Annotated in this window: 13 protein-coding genes; 8 read left to right on the forward strand and 5 right to left on the reverse strand. The window is 72.6% G+C overall.

Translation table 11 applies throughout. The features are described 5' to 3' along the window. Positions 1-196: 196 nt before the first annotated feature. Positions 197-880: a hypothetical protein gene (locus tag V6U88_RS19690; RefSeq protein WP_334455016.1), complete on the reverse strand. Its 684-nt coding sequence runs from the start codon at positions 878-880 to the stop codon at positions 197-199. Positions 881-949: 69 nt separating this feature from the next. Between V6U88_RS19690 and V6U88_RS19695 the strand changes: the two genes are divergently transcribed. The 3 genes from V6U88_RS19695 (at position 950) to V6U88_RS19705 (ending at position 5,297) form a co-directional block, all read left to right on the forward strand. Continuing rightward, positions 950-3,568, forward strand: a complete 2,619-nt coding sequence (locus tag V6U88_RS19695; protein ID WP_334455018.1) for a valine--tRNA ligase — start codon at positions 950-952, stop codon at positions 3,566-3,568. A 68-nt stretch (positions 3,569-3,636) separates the two neighbouring features. Further along, positions 3,637-4,908, forward strand: coding sequence for a bifunctional folylpolyglutamate synthase/dihydrofolate synthase (locus V6U88_RS19700; protein WP_334455207.1), 1,272 nt, complete (start codon positions 3,637-3,639; stop codon positions 4,906-4,908). Beyond that, on the forward strand, positions 4,905-5,297 hold the full coding sequence (locus V6U88_RS19705) for a DUF4233 domain-containing protein (protein ID WP_334455019.1): 393 nt from the start codon (positions 4,905-4,907) through the stop codon (positions 5,295-5,297). Before V6U88_RS19700 ends, V6U88_RS19705 begins: the two co-directional genes overlap by 4 nt. Before the next feature lie 10 nt (positions 5,298-5,307). Here V6U88_RS19705 and V6U88_RS19710 read toward each other — a convergent pair whose 3' ends face one another. Beyond that, positions 5,308-6,576, reverse strand: a complete 1,269-nt coding sequence (locus V6U88_RS19710; RefSeq protein WP_334455020.1) for a VOC family protein — start codon at positions 6,574-6,576, stop codon at positions 5,308-5,310. Positions 6,577-6,718: 142 nt separating this feature from the next. Here V6U88_RS19710 and ndk point away from each other — a divergent pair, with 142 nt between their 5' ends. Next, positions 6,719-7,144 (forward strand): nucleoside-diphosphate kinase, encoded by a 426-nt coding sequence (gene ndk, locus V6U88_RS19715; protein ID WP_334455021.1) that lies wholly within the window; start codon positions 6,719-6,721, stop codon positions 7,142-7,144. Positions 7,145-7,191: 47 nt separating this feature from the next. On the opposite strand, the gene sigJ is transcribed toward ndk, so the two are convergent. Beyond that, a complete protein-coding gene (sigJ, locus tag V6U88_RS19720; RefSeq protein WP_334455022.1) occupies positions 7,192-8,073 on the reverse strand; it encodes an RNA polymerase sigma factor SigJ in 882 nt (293 codons plus the stop codon). Further along, positions 8,070-8,510 carry a carboxymuconolactone decarboxylase family protein gene (locus V6U88_RS19725; RefSeq protein WP_334455023.1) on the reverse strand — a complete coding sequence of 147 codons (441 nt, stop codon included), beginning with the start codon at positions 8,508-8,510 and terminating at the stop codon, positions 8,070-8,072. The genes sigJ and V6U88_RS19725 overlap by 4 nt, the downstream gene beginning before the upstream one ends. A gap of 392 nt (positions 8,511-8,902) precedes the next feature. Between V6U88_RS19725 and ileS the strand changes: the two genes are divergently transcribed. Both ileS and V6U88_RS19735 read left to right on the forward strand, forming a co-directional pair. Then, a complete protein-coding gene (ileS, locus tag V6U88_RS19730) occupies positions 8,903-12,049 on the forward strand; it encodes an isoleucine--tRNA ligase (RefSeq protein ID WP_334455024.1) in 3,147 nt (1,048 codons plus the stop codon). A gap of 174 nt (positions 12,050-12,223) precedes the next feature. Beyond that, complete coding sequence (locus V6U88_RS19735; RefSeq protein WP_334455025.1) at positions 12,224-12,922, forward strand: lysophospholipid acyltransferase family protein; 699 nt, start codon at positions 12,224-12,226, stop codon at positions 12,920-12,922. 28 nt (positions 12,923-12,950) lie between these two features. Here the strand turns inward: V6U88_RS19735 and V6U88_RS19740 are convergent, their stop codons facing one another. After that, positions 12,951-14,474, reverse strand: coding sequence for a hypothetical protein (locus V6U88_RS19740; protein WP_334455026.1), 1,524 nt, complete (start codon positions 14,472-14,474; stop codon positions 12,951-12,953). Positions 14,475-14,803: 329 nt separating this feature from the next. Here V6U88_RS19740 and V6U88_RS19745 point away from each other — a divergent pair, with 329 nt between their 5' ends. Further along, positions 14,804-16,789, forward strand: a complete 1,986-nt coding sequence (locus tag V6U88_RS19745; protein ID WP_334455028.1) for a TIGR03960 family B12-binding radical SAM protein — start codon at positions 14,804-14,806, stop codon at positions 16,787-16,789. Positions 16,790-16,972: 183 nt separating this feature from the next. Beyond that, entirely contained in the window at positions 16,973-17,692 is a 720-nt protein-coding gene (locus V6U88_RS19750; protein ID WP_334455208.1) for a TIGR03936 family radical SAM-associated protein, read from the forward strand. Positions 17,693-17,703: the final 11 nt, after the last annotated feature.

Below are 17,703 nucleotides of genomic sequence, written 5' to 3' on the forward strand. Positions count from 1 at the left end.
GCCCTCCAGCGCCGATGGTACTGCACTCGGGAGGGTGTGGGAGAGTAGGACACCGCCGGACAATCATTCAAATCAGGGCCACCCCCAACAGGGGTGGCCCTGATTTGTGTTTACCGCCGGAAAGCGGCGCTGGAACCCCCGTACACGAAGAAGGGCCGCGGCGGCGGGTGACGCCACGGCCCTTGCGACGACGGTTTCAGTCCCGGGTCTGGACGCCCTCACGGATCTGGCGGAACAGGCCGGCGGCCTCGTCGACGGACCGGCTGGGGAACATCGCCATCGCGACACTGCCGTGGTCCGCCCAGCCGCAGATCGCGAAGTCGCCCCCGTCTCCGCTGGTGGTGCCGCACTTCATCACCCCGCCGAGCCTGCCGGCCGGCACCTCGCGCAGCCCGGCCACCCGGCCGGTCTCGTCGGCCATCAGCCCGAAGAGGCTGTCCAGGTCGCGTTCCGGCTGCCAGAGCAGCGTGGTGCCGCCGAAGAGCAGCACCGCGCGGCTCTCGTCCGCCGGGTCCCGGTAGACGGTGCCGAAGCTGCGGTCCAGCTCGATGTCGGCGGCGAACCCGCTGCGCAGGTAGTCGGCGGTGCTGCGGGCCCGCTCCGAGTCGTCCCGGGTCAGGCCGGCGACCCGGTCCGGGGTGCCCAGCCGGGTGTCCTTCTCCTGCGCCACCCGCCAGCCCGCGAGGCCCAGGGCGGTGGCGCCGGCCAGGCCGACGGCGAGCGCCACCCCCAGCACGATCCGCCGGCGGCGGGAGGCCGGAGCCCCGCGGCCGGGGTCGCTCGCCGGGTCGCGGTGGCTCAGCTGGATCGGCTCGTCGGTCAGATCGACCGGGTCGGGCCCCTCGTCGAGCTGACGCTCGGTGAGATGTGCGTCGGACATGTCCGCCACCGTACGCGAATGACAGGTGGCGCACGTCAGGTCCGCAGAAGCGCTCCGTAGACTTTCAGGGTGACCGAGAGACTGGATGCCCGACGCCCCGACGCCCCGACCCTTGCCGGCCAGTACCAGCCCGGCGAGGTAGAGCAGCGACGGTACGAGCAGTGGGTAGCCGCCGGCCACTTCCGGGCGTCGGCGCAGAGCGACAAGCCCCCCTTCACCATCGTCATCCCGCCACCGAACGTCACCGGCTCCCTGCACATGGGCCACGCGTTCGAGCACACGCTGATGGACGCCCTGAACCGGCGCAAGCGGATGCAGGGCTACGAGGCGCTGTGGCTGCCCGGCATGGACCACGCCGGCATCGCCACCCAGAACCTGGTCGAGCGGCAGCTCGCCGGCGAGGGGCTGTCCCGGCACGACCTGGGCCGGGAGAAGTTCGTCGAGCGGGTCTGGCAGTGGAAGGCCGAGTCCGGCGGGGCCATCCTCGGCCAGATGCGCCGCCTCGGCGACGCCGTCGACTGGGACCGCGAGCGCTTCACCATGGACGAGGGCCTGTCCCGGGCCGTGCAGACCATGTTCAAGAAGCTCTTCGACGACGGCCTCATCTACCGGGCCAACCGGATCATCAACTGGTGCCCGCGCTGCCTGACCGCCCTCTCCGACATCGAGGTGGAGCACACCGACGACGAGGGTGAGCTCATCTCGATCCGGTACAGCGACGAGGTGGTGGTGGCCACCACCCGGGCCGAGACCATGCTCGGTGACACCGCGGTGGCCGTGCACCCGGACGACCCCCGCTACCAGCACCTCATCGGCACCGAGGTGCCCGTGCCGCTGACCGACCGGCGGATCCCGATCGTGGCCGACGAGCACGTCGACCCGAGCTTCGGCACCGGCATGGTGAAGGTGACCCCGGCGCACGACCCCAACGACTTCGAGATCGGCCAGCGGCACGACCTGCCCTCGCTGACGATCATGGACGAGCGTGGGGTCATCACCGCCCACGGCCCGTTCCAGGGCCTGGACCGGTACGAGGCCCGGCCGGCGATCGTGGCCGCGCTGCGCGAGCAGGGTCGGATCGTGGCCGAGAAGCGGCCGTACGTGCACGCGGTGGGGCACTGTTCCCGGTGCAAGACCACCGTCGAGCCGCGGCTGTCGCTGCAGTGGTTCGTCAACACCGCCCCGCTGGCCAAGGCCGCCGGGGACGCGGTGCGCGACGGCCGGGTGAAGATCGAGCCCGCCGAGCTGGCCAAGCGCTACTTCGCCTGGGTCGACAACATGCACGACTGGTGCATCTCCCGGCAGCTCTGGTGGGGCCACCGCATCCCGGTCTGGTACGGCCCGGCCGGCGAGATCGTCTGCGTCGGCCCGGACGAGCAGCCGCCCACCGGTGAGGGCTGGCGCCAGGACGAGGACGTCCTGGACACCTGGTTCTCCAGCGGGCTCTGGCCGTTCTCCACCCTCGGCTGGCCGGAGCAGACCCCGGACCTGGCGAAGTTCTACCCGACCAGCGTCCTGGTGACCGGCTACGACATCCTCTTCTTCTGGGTCGCCCGGATGATGATGTTCGGCCTGTACGCGATGGACGGCCGGCAGCCGTTCGACGTCGTCGCCCTGCACGGCATGGTCCGCGACGAGCACGGCAAGAAGATGTCCAAGTCGTTCGGCAACGTCGTCGACCCGCTGGACTGGATCGACCGCTTCGGCGCCGACGCCACCCGGTTCACCCTGGCCCGGGGCGCCAACCCGGGGCAGGACGTGCCGGTCAGCGAGGAGTGGTGCCAGGGCTCCCGGAACTTCTGCAACAAGCTCTGGAACGCCACTCGGTTCGCGCTGATGAACGGCGCGCACACCGAGGGGGAGCTGCCGCCCGCCGCCGAGCTGTCGACGGTCGACCGGTGGATCCTGTCCCGCCTGGCCCACGTCACCGCCGAGGTGGACGAGCAGTTCGAGGCGTACGAGTTCGCGAAGGTCTGCGACCTGCTGTACCACTTCGCCTGGGACGACGTCTGCGACTGGTACGTCGAGCTGAGCAAGCCGGTGCTCGCCGAGGGCGGGCCCGCGGCCGAGGCCACCCGACGGGTCCTCGGGCACGTGCTGGACCAGCTGCTGCGGCTGCTGCACCCGGTCATCCCGTTCGTCACCGAGGAGCTGTGGACCGCGCTCACCGGCGGTGAGACGGTGATGACGGCCGCCTGGCCGGTGGCCGACCGTACCCGGGTCGACGACGCCGCGGAGAGCGAGGTCGGCACCGTCCAGCGGGTGGTGACCGAGATCCGGCGGTTCCGTTCCGACCAAGGGCTGCGCCCGACGCAGCGGGTCGCGGCCCGGCTGGACGGCCTGCAGGTGGCCGGGATCGCGGCGCACGAGCCGCTGATCCGCTCGCTGGTCCGGCTCGACGCCCCCGCGGGCGACTTCCAGGCCAGCGCCACCCTCGCCATGCCGGGCGAGGTCAGCGTCGAGCTGGACACCCGCGGCTCGATCGACGTGGCCGCGGAGCGTGCCCGGCTGACCAAGGACCGCGCGGCGGCCGAGAAGGAGGTCGCGCAGGCCCGGGCGAAGCTCGACAACCCCGCCTTCGTCGGCAAGGCCCCCGAACCGGTGGTCGCCAAGATCCGCGACCGGCTGGCGGTGGCCGAGGCCGACCTGATCCGGATCGACGCCGCTCTGGAGGCGCTTCCCTCGTGACCGACCGCACCGATCGCACCGAGTTCACCGCCGTCGACGCCGAGCTGGCCGCGCGGGGCTTCACCCGCATGGTCTTCGAGCTGGACCGCATCGAGTCCCTGCTCGACCTGCTCGGCAGCCCGCAGCGGGCGTACCCGTCGATCCACCTGACCGGGACCAACGGCAAGACCTCCACGGCCCGGATGATCGACTCGCTGCTGCGGGCCTTCGGCCTGCACACCGGCCGCTACACCAGCCCGCACCTGGAGACGGTGCGGGAGCGGATCAGCCTGGACGGGGAGCCGGTCAGCGAGGAACGCTTCGTCGCGACGTACCGCGAGGTGAAGCCGCTGGCCGAACTGGTCGACCAGCGCTCGTCGGAGCCGCTGACCTACTTCGACATGACCACCGCGCTGGCCTTCGCCACCTTCGCCGACGCGCCGGTCGACGTCGCGGTGGTCGAGGTGGGGCTCGGCGGGGCCGAGGACGCCACCAACGTGCTCCAGGCCGGGGTGGCCGTGCTGACCCCGATCGGGCTGGACCACACCGAGTGGCTGGGCGACACCCTGGAGGACATCGCCCTGCACAAGGCCGGAATCATCCACGCCGGCGCCACGGTGATCTGCGCGGCGCAGGACGACGAGGCGGCCCGGCCCATCCTGGAACGCTGCGTGGAGGTCGGCGCGACCGTCGCCCGGGAGGGCACCGAGTTCGGGGTGCTGCGCCGGGCCGTCGCCGTCGGCGGGCAGGTGCTGACCATCCAGGGCCTCGGCGGGGTGTACGAGGAGGTGTTCATCCCGCTGCACGGCGCGCACCAGGCGCAGAACGCCGCGGTGGCGCTCGCCGCCGTCGAGGCGTTCCTGGGGGCCGGGACGAAGCGGCAGCTCGACGTGGAGGCCGTCCGGGAGGGCTTCGCCATGGCCAGCTCGCCGGGTCGGCTGGAGAAGGTGCGGACCGCCCCGACGATCCTGCTGGACGGGGCGCACAACCCGCACGGCATGACGGCCACGGTCACCGCGCTGCAGGAGGAGTTCGCGTTCTCCAAGCTGGTCGGCGTGCTCGGCGTGCTCGACGACAAGGACGCGGGCAGCCTGCTGGAGCTGCTGGAGCCGGTGCTCGACTCGCTGGTCGTGACCCGCAACAGCTCGCCCCGGGCGATGCCGGCCGACCAGTTGGCCGCGCTGGCGCGCGAGGTGTTCGGGCCGGAGCGGGTGGAGGTCGCCGAGGAGATGCCGGACGCCATCGAGGCGGCCGTCGCGGAGGCCGAGTCCGACGTGCCGGGCGAGCTGTCCGGGGTCGGGGTGCTGATCACCGGTTCGGTGGTGACCGTGGCCGACGCCCGACGGCTGCTCAAGCGATGAGCGCTCCCGACGAGGACCGCGCCACCCCCGGCGCCGAGGTGCCGGGGGAGCGGCGCTCCGGGCTGCGGAACCCGGTGAAGGCGGTGCGGGGCCTGGGCGCGGGGACGCTGGCCCTGGAGGCGTTGGTGCTGCTGCTCGCGATCCAGCCCATCCGGGTGGTCGGCGGGGACCTGGGCGGTGAGGCCATCGCGGTGATCGTCGCGCTGGCCGTCGCCTGCGTGGTGCTGGCCGGCCGGATGGGGCGGCCGTGGGCCTGGAACGCCGGCACGGTCGTGCAGGGCCTGTTGCTGCTCTCCGGGCTGCTGCACTGGTCGCTGCTGGTGCTGGGGATCATCTTCGCCCTGGTCTGGGCGTACGCCCTGCACGTCCGCCGGGTCATCCTCGGCTGAGCGCCGACGCTCAGGCCTCCGCCCGCTCCCGCCACTGGGTCAGCGCGATGCCGTGGCCGTCCGGGTCGCGGAAGGCGGCCGCCCAGACCTCCAGCTTCGTGCCCCGGTTGACCACCCGGGGCGCGTAGGTGAACTTCACGCCCGTCTCCTTCAGCCGCCGGTAGGCCGCGTCGATGTCGTCCACCTCCAGGTTGACGTGCACCAGCCGGCGGCTGATCGGAGCGGCGCCGGTGACCTCGCGCAGCACCAGCCGGGTGGCGCCGGAGGCGAGCACCGCGTTGCCGGCGCCCCGGTCGATCTCCCCGAAGCCCAGCGACCGGTAGAACTCCAGCGAGCGGGACAGGTCGGTGACGAGCAGGGTCAGCCCGACGCCGCTGATCGGTGCGCTCTCGTCGGCCGGGTCGGCCGCCGGGTCGAAGCCGAAGATCGCCTCGTCCAGCTCGTCGGGGTCGATCCGGTCCCGTGGCTCCGGGTCGTCCAGCGGCACGTCCACCGGGTCGACGACCGGGGCGTCGAAGCGCTCGTCCACCGGCGGCCGCTGCGACGGCGTGGCCGCCCGGCGGGGCAGCCCGCCGGCCGGCGGCGGCTCGACCAGGGTGCCCTCGAGCACGACCGGGCCGCCGGGGCGCTGGTGCACCACCACCGGCTCGCGTTCCTCCGTCAGCACCACCGGTTCGGCGCGCAGCGGGTCGGCCGGGGGTGGGTCGCGGAACTCGTCGCGCAGGTCGTCGTGGAAGTCGTCGTCGGGTGTCCGGCCGGCCCACGGTGGGGCCTCCTGCACGATCAGCACCTCGTCGACCGGCTCGGCGTCGGCGTACTCGGGCGGCAGGTCGGCGGCGGCGGCGCTCTCGGCGTGGGTGGGCACCTCGTCCCAGAGCACCCGGACGTGCCGCTGGTCGTCCAGGGCCACCCGGATCGGCAGCGTCTGGCCCAGCGAGGGCCACTTCGCCACCGGCACCCGCGGCTCGATGATCTTCTTGGAGCGGGGCGGCAGGCCCGGCGCGTCGATCACCAGTTGCAGCTCGCAGCGGCCGAAGGCGTACTGGGTGGGCGGCTCGGAGGCGCTGTGCACGTGCCCCACCCCGATCACCCAGGTCCGCCCGCTGCCGCGCACCGTGGCCAGGGCGACCGCCAGCACCAGCAGGGCCACGCCGAGGGCCACGATGGCCCAGCTGGTCATGCCCAGCCCGAACAGGACCACGAAGGTCGCCACGGTGCCGAGGACCGCGGCGATCAGCTTGCGTACCGGCGCGATGGTGCGGTTCCCGCCATTCGCCACAGTGGACCTCCCAGGGGTCAGGGCCAGGCTAGGCGGGATCGGCGGCCGCTGGAAAGAGCAGCCGCCGCGCCGACGCCGGGACCGGGTCGCTAGGCTGACCGTACCCAGCCCGGCCGTCTTCCGCGCACAGGAGGAACTCAGCGTGTCCAGCAGCAGCCCGGATGAGCGCACGCTCGTACTGATCAAGCCCGACGCGGTCCGCCGTGGCCTGGTCGGCGAGATCGTCTCCCGCTTCGAGCGCAAGGGCCTGCGGATCGACGCGATGGAGACCCGGACGCTGGACGGGGACTTCGCCGACCAGCACTACGCCGAGCACGTCGACAAGCCGTTCTACCCGCCGCTGAAGGCGTTCATGACCGGTGGTCCGCTGGTCGCCCTCGTGCTCTCCGGCGACCAGGTGATCGAGGTGGTGCGCGGCATGATCGGCGCCACCGACGGTCGCAAGGCCGCCGCCGGCACCATCCGCGGCGACTTCTCCCTGTCGAACCGGGAGAACCTGGTGCACGCCTCCGACTCCACCGACAGCGCCAAGCGCGAGATCGGCCTCTGGTTCCCCGAGCTGGGCTGAACGCCGCCGGCCCCGACCTCGGACCGGGGTCGGGGCCGTCCGCTGTCTCAGGCGGGGAGCCGGGACAGCTTCGCCGGGTTGCCGACCAGGTAGAACCCGGTGATCCGCCCGTCGGCCGTGGCCACGGTCAGCGCGTAGCGGGCCCCGTCGGGCCAGTGGATCAGCAGCGCCGGCTGGCCGTTCAGCTCGGCGGGTGTCGCCGTCACGGCGCGCGGCCGGGCGTAGATGCCGGCGAAGAACCGGGCGATGCGGTCCGCGCCGTGCACCGGGTTGCGCGCCGCGCGGGCCGCGCCGCCGCCGTCGGTCCAGGCCACCGCGTCGGCCGCCACCAACCCGGTCAGCCGGGGCAGGTCGCCGTCGCGGGCGGCGGCCAGGAACGCGTCCAGCAGCCGCCGCTGCTCGGCCCGGTCGGCGTTGAACCGCCGACGGCCCTCGGCCAGCCGGGCGACCGCCCGATGATGCAACTGCCGGCAGTCGGCCGCCGACCGGTCCAGGATGTCGCCGATCTCGGCGTACGGCAGGGCGAACGCGGTGTGCAGCACGTAGACCGCGCGCTCCGGCGGGGTGAGCCGCTCCAGCAGGTGCAGCAGCGCCATCGACACGGAATCAAGCAGCTCGGCGCTGTCCAGCGGGCCGAACGGCGACGGCTCGGTCGGCACCGGCTCGGGCAGCCACGGGCCGACGTACGTCTCCCGGGCGGCCTGCCGGGCCCGCAGCCGGTCCAGCGCCAGCCGGGTCACCACCCGGGACAGGTACCGGCGCGGCTCGGCCACCGACTCCCGGTCCACGTCGAGCCAGCGCAGGTACGCCTCCTGGAGCACGTCCTCCGCGTCGTGCAGGCTGCCCAGCAGCCGGTACGCCAGCCCGAGCAGCATCGGCCGGTGCGCGGTGAGCGCACCGGCCGCCTGCGTCGCCCCGCTGGTGGTCACACCTCGAGCGGCGGCTGGGTCTGGCTGGTCACGGCGATCCGGTTCCACACGTTGATTGTCGCAATCGCGATGATCAGGTCGGCCAGCTCCTTCTCCGACCACACCTTCGCGGCGGCGTCCCACACCTCGTCCGGCACGCCGTGCTGGCCGAGCTGGGTGACCGCGTCGGTCAGCGCCAGCGCGGTCCGCTCCTTCTCGTCGAAGAACGGCGCCTCCCGCCAGGCGGCGACGGCGAAGAGCCGGCGGCTGTCCTCGCCCGCCGCGAGCGCGTCCCGGCTGTGCATGTCCACGCAGAACGAGCAGCCGTTCAGCATCGACGCCCGCAGCTTCACCAGCTCCAGCACGGTGTGGTCGACGTTCGCCTGGGCGTACTTCTCCAGCGCGAACACCGCCCGGTACGCCTCCGGCGCCACCTTCGCCATGTTGATCCGACTCATCTCGGCCTCCCTCGCAGAACGAACGGATTCACCCGTACGACGGAACGCGGCGGCGGCGATGTGACGGCCTGAGCTGTGACGGTGGTCATGTCGCCGCGCGCCGGGGCGGTGGGATTACTCGGGGGCGATCTTCGAGGCCGATCGAGTACGCTTGTGCACACAGGCGACGACCCGGCCATCACCGGTGAGCCTCCGGAAGAACAGCCGGGTGACCGGCCCAGTAGAACCGGACGGGACGGCCCGTCACAGCCGGCCAACGAGCGGGCGGTCGCACCTCGACCGCCAAGCGGGGTGGTACCGCGGGCCGCTCGGGCGACGCCGTCGAGGCGTACCCGAAGGGCTCGTCCTCGCAGACCACAGATGAGTGAGCTGCGCGAGGAGAGCGACCCCCGATGGTCTATCCGTTGCACGACCCGACCGCCGCCGGTGTCCCGGCGAGCCCGGACCTGCCCGCGGTCGAGCGCCGGGTTCTAAAGCACTGGACGGCCGACAAGACCTTCGAGGCGTCCGTCGAGGCCCGCCCGGCCGGTACCGACGGCAAGAACGAGTACGTCTTCTACGACGGCCCGCCGTTCGCCAACGGCCTGCCGCACTACGGCCACCTGTTTACCGGGTACGTCAAGGACGTGGTGCCGCGCTACCAGACGATGCGCGGCCGGCACGTCGAGCGGCGCTTCGGCTGGGACTGCCACGGCCTGCCCGCCGAGGTGGTGGCCGAGAAGCAGCTCGGCATCACCAGCAAGGCGGAGATCCTCGACCTCGGCGTGGCCCGGTTCAACGAGGCATGCCGCAGCTCCGTGCTGGAGTTCACCCAGGACTGGGAGCGGTACGTCACCCGGCAGGCCCGCTGGGTCGACTTCGCCAACGACTACAAGACCCTCGACCTGGACTACATGGAAAGCGTCATGTGGGCCTTCAAGACCCTGCACGACAAGGGCCTGATCTACGAGGGTTTCCGGGTGCTGGCGTACTGCTGGCGCTGCGAGACGCCGCTGTCGAACACCGAGACCCGGATGGACGACGTCTACCGGGACCGGCACGACCCGACCCTGTCGGTCTGGTTCGGGCTGACCCCGGACGAGTCCGCCCCCGAGCTGGTGCGCGGGCCGGTCCGGCTCGGCGTCTGGACCACGACGCCGTGGACCCTGCCGTCGAACCTGGCGCTCGCCGTCGGCCCGGACATCGAGTACGCGGTGCTGGAGCGCGACGGTGACCGCTACGTCGTCGGCGCCGCGCGGCTGGCCGCGTACGCCAAGGAGCTGGAGGGCTACGAGCAGGTCGGCACCGTGTACGGCCGCGACCTGGTCGGGCGCCGGTACACGCCGCTCTACGACTTCCTGGTCGAGCAGGCCGGGGAGCACGCGTACCAGGTGCTCGGCGCGGACTTCGTCACCACCGAGGACGGCACCGGGATCGTCCACCTGGCCCCGGCCTTCGGCGAGGACGACCAGAACGTCTGCAACGCCGCCGGCATCCCCACCGTCGTCACCGTGGACGACCACACCCGGTTCACCGCGCTGGTCCCGCCGTACCAGGGTGAGCAGGTCTTCGACGTCAACAAGCCGGTGATCCGCGAGCTCAAGGACCGGGGGGTGGTGCTCAAGCAGGACACCTACACCCACTCGTACCCGCACTGCTGGCGCTGCGACACCCCGCTGGTCTACAAGGCGGTGTCGTCGTGGTTCGTCGCCGTGACCAAGTTCAAGGACCGGATGGTCGAGCTCAACCAGCAGATCAACTGGACGCCCGGGCACATCAAGGACGGCTCGTTCGGCAAGTGGCTGGCCAACGCCCGCGACTGGTCGATCAGCCGGAACCGGTTCTGGGGCTCGCCGATCCCGGTGTGGAAGTCCGACGACCCGAACTACCCGCGGCTGGACGTGTACGGCTCGCTGGAGGAGATCGAGCGGGACTTCGGCGTACGCCTGAGCGACCTGCACCGGTCGGCGGTGGACGAGCTGGTCCGCCCGAACCCGGACGACCCGACCGGCAAGTCCATGATGCGCCGGGTGCCGGAGGTGCTGGACTGCTGGTTCGAGTCCGGCTCGATGCCGTTCGCCCAGGTGCACTACCCGTTCGAGAACCGCGAATGGTTCGAGCACCACTACCCCGGCGACTTCATCGTCGAGTACATCGGACAGACCCGCGGCTGGTTCTACACGATGCACGTGCTGGCCACCGCGCTGTTCGACCGGCCGGCGTTCCGCAACTGCCTCAGCCACGGAATCCTGCTCGGCTCCGACGGGCGCAAGATGTCCAAGAGCCTGCGCAACTACCCGGACGTCTACCACGTCTTCGACGCGTACGGCTCGGACGCGATGCGCTGGATGCTGATGTCCTCGCCGGTGCTGCGCGGCGGCGACATGCCGGTCACCGAGGCGGGCATCCGGGACGCCGTCCGGCAGGTGCTGCTGCCACTCTGGAACGTCTGGTACTTCTTCTCGCTCTACGCCAACGCCGACGGCTACACCGCGCGTCGCCGGACCGACTCGACGCACCTGCTCGACCGGTACGTGCTGGCAAAGACGAACGAGCTGGTCGAGACGGTCCAGGGGCAGATGGAGGCGTACGACATCTCCGGCGCCTGCGCCACCGTCCGGTCCTACCTGGACGCGCTGACCAACTGGTACGTGCGCCGATCCCGGGACCGGTTCTGGTCGGGTGACGCCGAGGCGTTCGACACCCTCTGGACGGTGCTGGAGACGCTCTGCCGGGTGGTCGCGCCGCTCGCGCCGCTGACCGCCGAGGAGATCTGGCGCGGTCTCACCGGCGAGCGGTCGGTGCACCTGACCGACTGGCCGTCGGCGCAGGAGTTCCCGGCCGACCACGAGCTGGTGTCCGCGATGGACAACGTGCGCGCGGTCGCCTCGGCGGCGCTGTCGCTGCGCAAGGCCAAGGGCCTGCGCGTACGGCTGCCGCTGTCGACGCTGACCGTGGCCTCGCCGGTCGCGGAGAAGCTGCGCCCCTTCAGTGACCTGGTCGCCGACGAGGTCAACGTGAAGGAGGTCGTCTTCTCCGACGAGGTGTCGGCGTACTGCCAGCAGGTGCTGACCGTGGTGCCGCGCGCGCTCGGCCCCCGGGTCGGCAAGGCCGTGCAGCAGGTGATCAAGGCGGTCAAGGCGGGGGAGTGGGAGCTGGTCGAGGGCGCCCCGGTCGCCGCCGGCGTCACCCTGGCCGAGGGCGAGTACGAGCTGCGCCTGGTCGCCGCCGACGCCGAGCACTCCGCGCCGCTGCCCGGCGGCGAGGGCGTGGTCGTGCTGGACACCGAGGTCACCCCGGCGCTGGCCGCCGAAGGGTTGGCCCGGGACGTGGTCCGGGTGGTGCAGCAGGCCCGGCGGGACGCCGACCTGGACGTCTCGGACCGGATCGTGGTGTCGGTGTCGGCCTCCGAGGAGGTGCGGGCGGCGGTCTCCGCGTACACCGACTTCGTGGCCCGCGAGGTGCTGGCCGACACGGTCGACTTCGCCGAGGGCGTCGACGGCTTCGCCGGCGAGGTCGGCGAGGGCGAGCGGGTGACGGTGGCCGTCCGCCGGGTATGACGCAGTGCGGCGGTGGTGGTCCGGCGGTGTCCCGCCGGGCCGCCACCACCGGCCCCGCCCACGCCCCCAACAGGCCCGCTCAGCAGCCGGTCGGCCCGGCCACCCGCGCGGGACTCCGTGGACCCGTCCGCTACCGTGACACCGCCTGTTCAACGCACGACCGCCGGAGGACCAGTGCCCCTGCTCTACACCATCGGCAAGCTCACCGTGGCGCCCGCGCTCCGGTTGGCCTTCCGTCCGACCGTGGAGGGGTTGGAGCACATCCCGGAAACCGGTGGTGCGATCTTCGCGGGCAACCACCTCTCGGTCGCCGACGAACTCTTCCTCGGCACCGTCGTCCCCCGGCACCTGGCCTTCTGGGCCAAGTCGGAGTACTTCAAGGGCACCGGCCCGAAGGGCGCGCTCTCCAAGTTCGTGCTCACCGGCCTGGGCGCCATTCCGGTCGAGCGGGCCGGCGGCCGGGCGGCGCTGTCCGCGTTCGACGCCGCCATTCCCGCGCTGCGTGGTGGTGACCTGGTCGCGGTCTACCCAGAGGGGACGCGCTCGCCGGACGGGCGGCTCTACCGGGGGCGTACCGGCACGGTCCGGCTGGCGGTGGCGGCCGGCGTGCCGATCATCCCGGTCGGCATGATCGGCACCGACAAGGCCCAGCCGATCGGCGCCCGGGTGCCCCGGCCCGGCCGCGCGAAGATCACCGTCCGGTTCGGCAAGCCGCTCGACTTCACCGGCCGGCCGGACGACCGCACCTCGCTGCGCGCGATGACCGACGAGCTGATGGCCGAGATCCAGAAGCTCACCGGCCAGGAGTACGTGCCCCGCTACGCGCCGCCGCGCGCCCACCCGCCGCTGGCGGGGGAGCCCGGCGCCGTCTGACCCGTCCCGGCGGGTTCCGGGATGAGCCTCAGGGCTGTGCCGGTGGCGGCGTGACGATGTTTTCCCGCAGGGTGTCCAGCAGGCGGGCGCTGTCGTCGACGGAGAGCCGGGTGAAGACCCCGGTGGTGATGCTGCCGTAGTCGACCGACGTGCAGACCACCACGTCGGCGCCGTCCGACCGGCCCGTGGCGCACCGCTCGTACCGGCCGCGTACCCCGGTCTCGACCGGCTGCGGGGTGCCGAGCCGGTAGGTCTCGGTCAGCCGGGTCATCTCGTCGTCCGCATCGGACTCCGGGTTGAACCGGAAGCCGGTGCCGCCGAAGACGGTGACCCGCTTGCCGTCGCCGGTGGCGTAGACCCCGGCGAAGACGTCCTCGGAGAGCAGGTTCGTCGCCCGTACCTCTGCCTTCAACCGCTTGGCGGTCGCCTGGCTGCCGGCGTCCTGGCGCAGCGTCAGATCGGCCACCTGGCCGGGCAGCGCGGCCTTCGCCGGGTACTGCTCCCACATCGGCTTGCCGAACCAGGCCGGGCAGCCGCAGCAGCAGATCAGGCCGAGCAGCAGCACCCAGGGCCAGCGCCGGCGACGCCGGACGGGCACCGGGACGTACCCGCGGGGGGCCTGCCACCCCGGCGGCGGAGTGACCGCCTCTGGTTTGCGGCCCCGGCGCTGCTTCGGCGGACGGGCCGGCGCGGGCGGCGGAGCCGGTCGGGGTGCGGCGGCCGGCGGCGGCGACACCGGGTGCGCGGCGGGCGACGCCGGGTACGGGTGGGCCGGCGGTGGCTGCGGGGGCTCGTAGTGCCGGGTGGGCGGCGGCACCGGGTAGGGCAGCGTCGGCGGCAGCGCGGGGAGGTGGTGTTCCAGCTCCCACGAGCCGGTGTCCGCGCCGGCCCACGGGTCCACGGGCGTGCGGTGCTCGGGCAGCTCGACCGGGGCGGGCGGGACCGGCGTGGGCTCCGCGGACTCGCCCCAGGCAGGTCGGCGCGGCGGCGGGGGCGGGACCGCCGCCGAACCGGTCCAGCGCGGCGCGGGTGGCTCCGGCTCGACCCGGGTGGGCTCGGGCGGTCCGGGCTCGACGCGGGTGGGCTCGGACGGTCCGGGCTCGACGCGGGTGGGCGGGGGCGCGTCGTCGGTGTGGCCGGCTGAGGGCGCGGCGTCGACCCGGGTGGGCGGGGGCGCGGTGCCGGTGGCCGGTGGCTCGCCGTCGACCCTGGTGGGTGGCTCGTCGTAAACGGGGGCTGCCGGTGAGGTCGGGGCGGCGTCGACCGGGGTGGACGTCGGCTCGTCGGGCGTCTGGCCGCTCGGGGCGGGTGAGGTGGGCGCGGGGGCCTGGTCCGGGGGCGTGGGCGGGCGCTCCGCCGCCGGTTGCTCCGGGTCGGCGTCGGAGCCGTCGGTGGGCAGCTCACGGGTGGCGTGCGGGCCCGGGCGGGGCGGGGCGTCGGCGGGTACGGGCGAGGGGGCGGGTTCCCCGACGACCGCCGGTTCGCGGCCCACGTCGGTGCCCGGGGTGCTCCCGTCGGCCGGCCGGTCTGCCCCCGGCTGCGGCTGCGGCATCGCGGCAATCTCCTCTCGCGCCGGTTGCGAGGTTAGTACCGGCATGCCACCGCCGACGAACCCGTCCACCGCCGCCCGCCCTCGGACGATGCCGGGGCAGGGTGCGGTGACGGGTTGGACCGGGCCGGGTGCTCAAGATCGGGTCGCATTCTCCGAGTCCGAGGACGGCGTGTCGGATCGGTGAATGCGACTGGATCTTGAAGATGGGGCGAGCGCGTCTTGGGGCTGGTGAGCTGGATGGGGCGGCGGGGGCGCTCGGTGGGGCGCGTCGGGGGGCGGCGGGCGGTGCGGCGCGGGGGGTGGCCGGTGGGCGCGTACCCTTGGGCATCATGAGTGCCCCGTCCACGACGCCGCGCCCCGCCGCGGCCAATTCCATCTGGCCCCGGCTGGAGCCGCTGCTGCCTCAGGTGACCAAGCCCATCCAGTACGTCGGTGGCGAGCTGGGCGCGGTGGTCAAGGACTGGGACGCGGCGACCGTGCGCTGGGCGCTGATGTACCCCGACGCCTACGAGGTCGGTCTGCCCAACCAGGGCGTGCAGATCCTCTACGAGGTGCTCAACGAGCTGCCCGACGTGCTCGCCGAGCGCACCTACGCGGTCTGGCCGGACCTGGAGAAGCTGATGCGCGCCCACGGCGTGCCGCAGTTCACCGTCGACGCGCACCGCTCGGTGCGCGACTTCGACGTGTTCGGCGTCTCGTTCTCCACCGAGCTGGGCTACACCAACCTGCTCACCGCGATCGACCTGGCCGGCATCCCGATGCTCGCCGCCGACCGCACCGACGCCGACCCGGTGATCGTGGCCGGCGGGCACGCCGCGTTCAACCCGGAGCCGATCGCCGACTTCGTCGACGCCGCCGTGCTCGGCGACGGCGAGGAGGCGGTCCTGGAGATCACCACGATCGTCCGGGAGTGGAAGGCCGAGGGCTCCCCGGGCGGCCGGGACGAGCTGCTGCTGCGCCTGGCCCGCACCGAGAGCGTCTACGTGCCGCGCTTCTACGACGTGGACTACCTGCCCGACGGCCGGATCCAGCGGGTCGTGCCGAACCGGGCGGACGTGCCGTTCCGGGTGCACAAGCGCACGACGATGGACCTGGACGCCTGGCCGTACCCGAAGAAGCCGCTGGTCCCGCTCGCGGAGACGGTGCACGAGCGGTACGCGGTGGAGATCTTCCGGGGCTGCACCCGGGGCTGCCGGTTCTGCCAGGCGGGCATGATCACCCGCCCGGTGCGGGAGCGCTCGATCACCACCGTCGGCCAGATGGTCCGCGACGGCCTGGAGTTCTCCGGCTTCCACGAGGTCGGCCTGCTGTCGCTGTCGTCGGCCGACCACTCCGAGATCGGCGACATGTGCTCCGGCCTCGCCCAGCAGTACGAGGGCACCAACGTGTCCCTGTCGCTGCCGTCGACCCGGGTGGACGCGTTCAACATCGACCTGGCCCAGGAGCTGTCCCGCAACGGCCGGCGTACCGGTCTGACCTTCGCCCCGGAGGGCGGGTCGGAGCGGATCCGCAAGGTCATCAACAAGATGGTGTCGAAGGAAGACCTGATCCGCACCGTCGTCACCGCGTACAGCAACGGCTGGCGGCAGGTGAAGCTCTACTTCATGTGCGGCCTGCCCACCGAGACCGACGAGGACGTCCTCGAGATCGCGGACATGGCGCACGAGGTGATCAAGGCAGGTCGGGCGGCGACCGGCTCCAAGGACATCCGCTGCACCGTCTCCATCGGCGGTTTCGTGCCGAAGCCGCACACCCCGTTCCAGTGGGCGTCGATGGAGCGCCCGGAGGTCATCGACCACCGGCTCAAGATCCTCAAGCAGGCGATCAACGCGGACCGCTCGCTGGGCCGGGCGATCGGCTTCCGCTACCACGACGGCGAGCCGTCGCTGATCGAGGGCCTGCTCAGCCGCGGTGACCGTCGGGTCGGCGCGGTGATCCGCAAGGTCTGGGAGAACGGCGGCCGGTTCGACGGCTGGAGCGAGCACTTCTCGTACCAGCGCTGGGTGGAGGCCGCCGCCGAGGTGCTGCCGACCTTCGGCGTGGACCTGGACTGGTACACCACCCGGGAGCGCGACGAGCTGGAGGTCCTGCCCTGGGACCACCTGGACTCGGGCCTGGACAAGGACTGGCTCTGGCAGGACTGGCAGGACTCGCTCTCCGAGTACGAGCAGGACGACTGCCGGTGGACCCCGTGCTTCGACTGCGGCGTCTGCCCCTCGATGGACACCGAGATCCAGATCGGCCCGACCGGCCGGAAGCTGCTTCCGCTCACCCCGGTCAACGGCCTGAAGGTCCCCACCGGCGCTCAGCAGTGACCGTTCGGGGCGGGTGTGCCGCGCGTGGGCGCGCCACCCGCCCCGCCCCGGCGATCATGAAGTTATTGTCACCGGCATCCGTGGCACCTTCATGACCGACCGGTCCTGACACCGAGGAGCACGACGATCAGCAGGAAACCACAGCCGGAGGGCGGGCAGGCGCCGGTCGTCCAGCGCGTCCGGATCCGGTACGCCAAGCGCGGCCCGCTCCGGTTCACCTCGCACCGCGACTTCGCCCGGGCCTTCGAGCGCGCACTGCGCCGGGCCGGCGTCCCGATCGCCTTCTCCCAGGGCTTCACCCCCCACCCCAAGATCTCCTACGCCAGCGCCGCCCCGACCGGCGTCGCCAGCGAGGCCGAGTACCTGGAGATCGGCCTGCGCGAGCAGGTCGACCCGGAGCAGCTGCGCGCGGCGCTGGACGCGGCGCTCTCGCCCGGGCTGGACGTGCTCGACGCGGTGGTCGCCGGGAGCGGCAGCCTGGCCGACCGGATCGAGGCCTCGCACTGGCGCATCGAGCTGCCCGAGGTCGAGCCGGCCGTGCTGGAGGCGGCCGTCGCCGCGTTCACCGCCGCCGAGAAGATCCAGGTCGAGCGGATGACCAAGCAGGGCCGGCGCACCTTCGACGCCCGGGCGGCCGTCACGCGCATCGATGTGGTGCCGCCCCCGGAGACGCCTTCCGGGGTGCCGGGCGTGTCGTGTGCGATACTCGAACTGGTCGTGCGGCAGGTCACCCCGTCCGTACGGCCCGATGACGTCCTTTCCGGCCTCCGCGTGGTGGCCGACCTGGTGCCGCCGGTCTCGCCAAGGGTGATCCGGCTGGCGCAGGGCACGTTGACCGCGCAGGGTGCGATCGTGGATCCGTTGGACGCGGACCGCGACGGGGCAACCATCGGTGAGCACTGACCGACGGTCGG

Source organism: Micromonospora sp. CPCC 205739, assembly GCF_036906795.1.
Lineage (GTDB): Bacteria > Actinomycetota > Actinomycetes > Mycobacteriales > Micromonosporaceae > Micromonospora.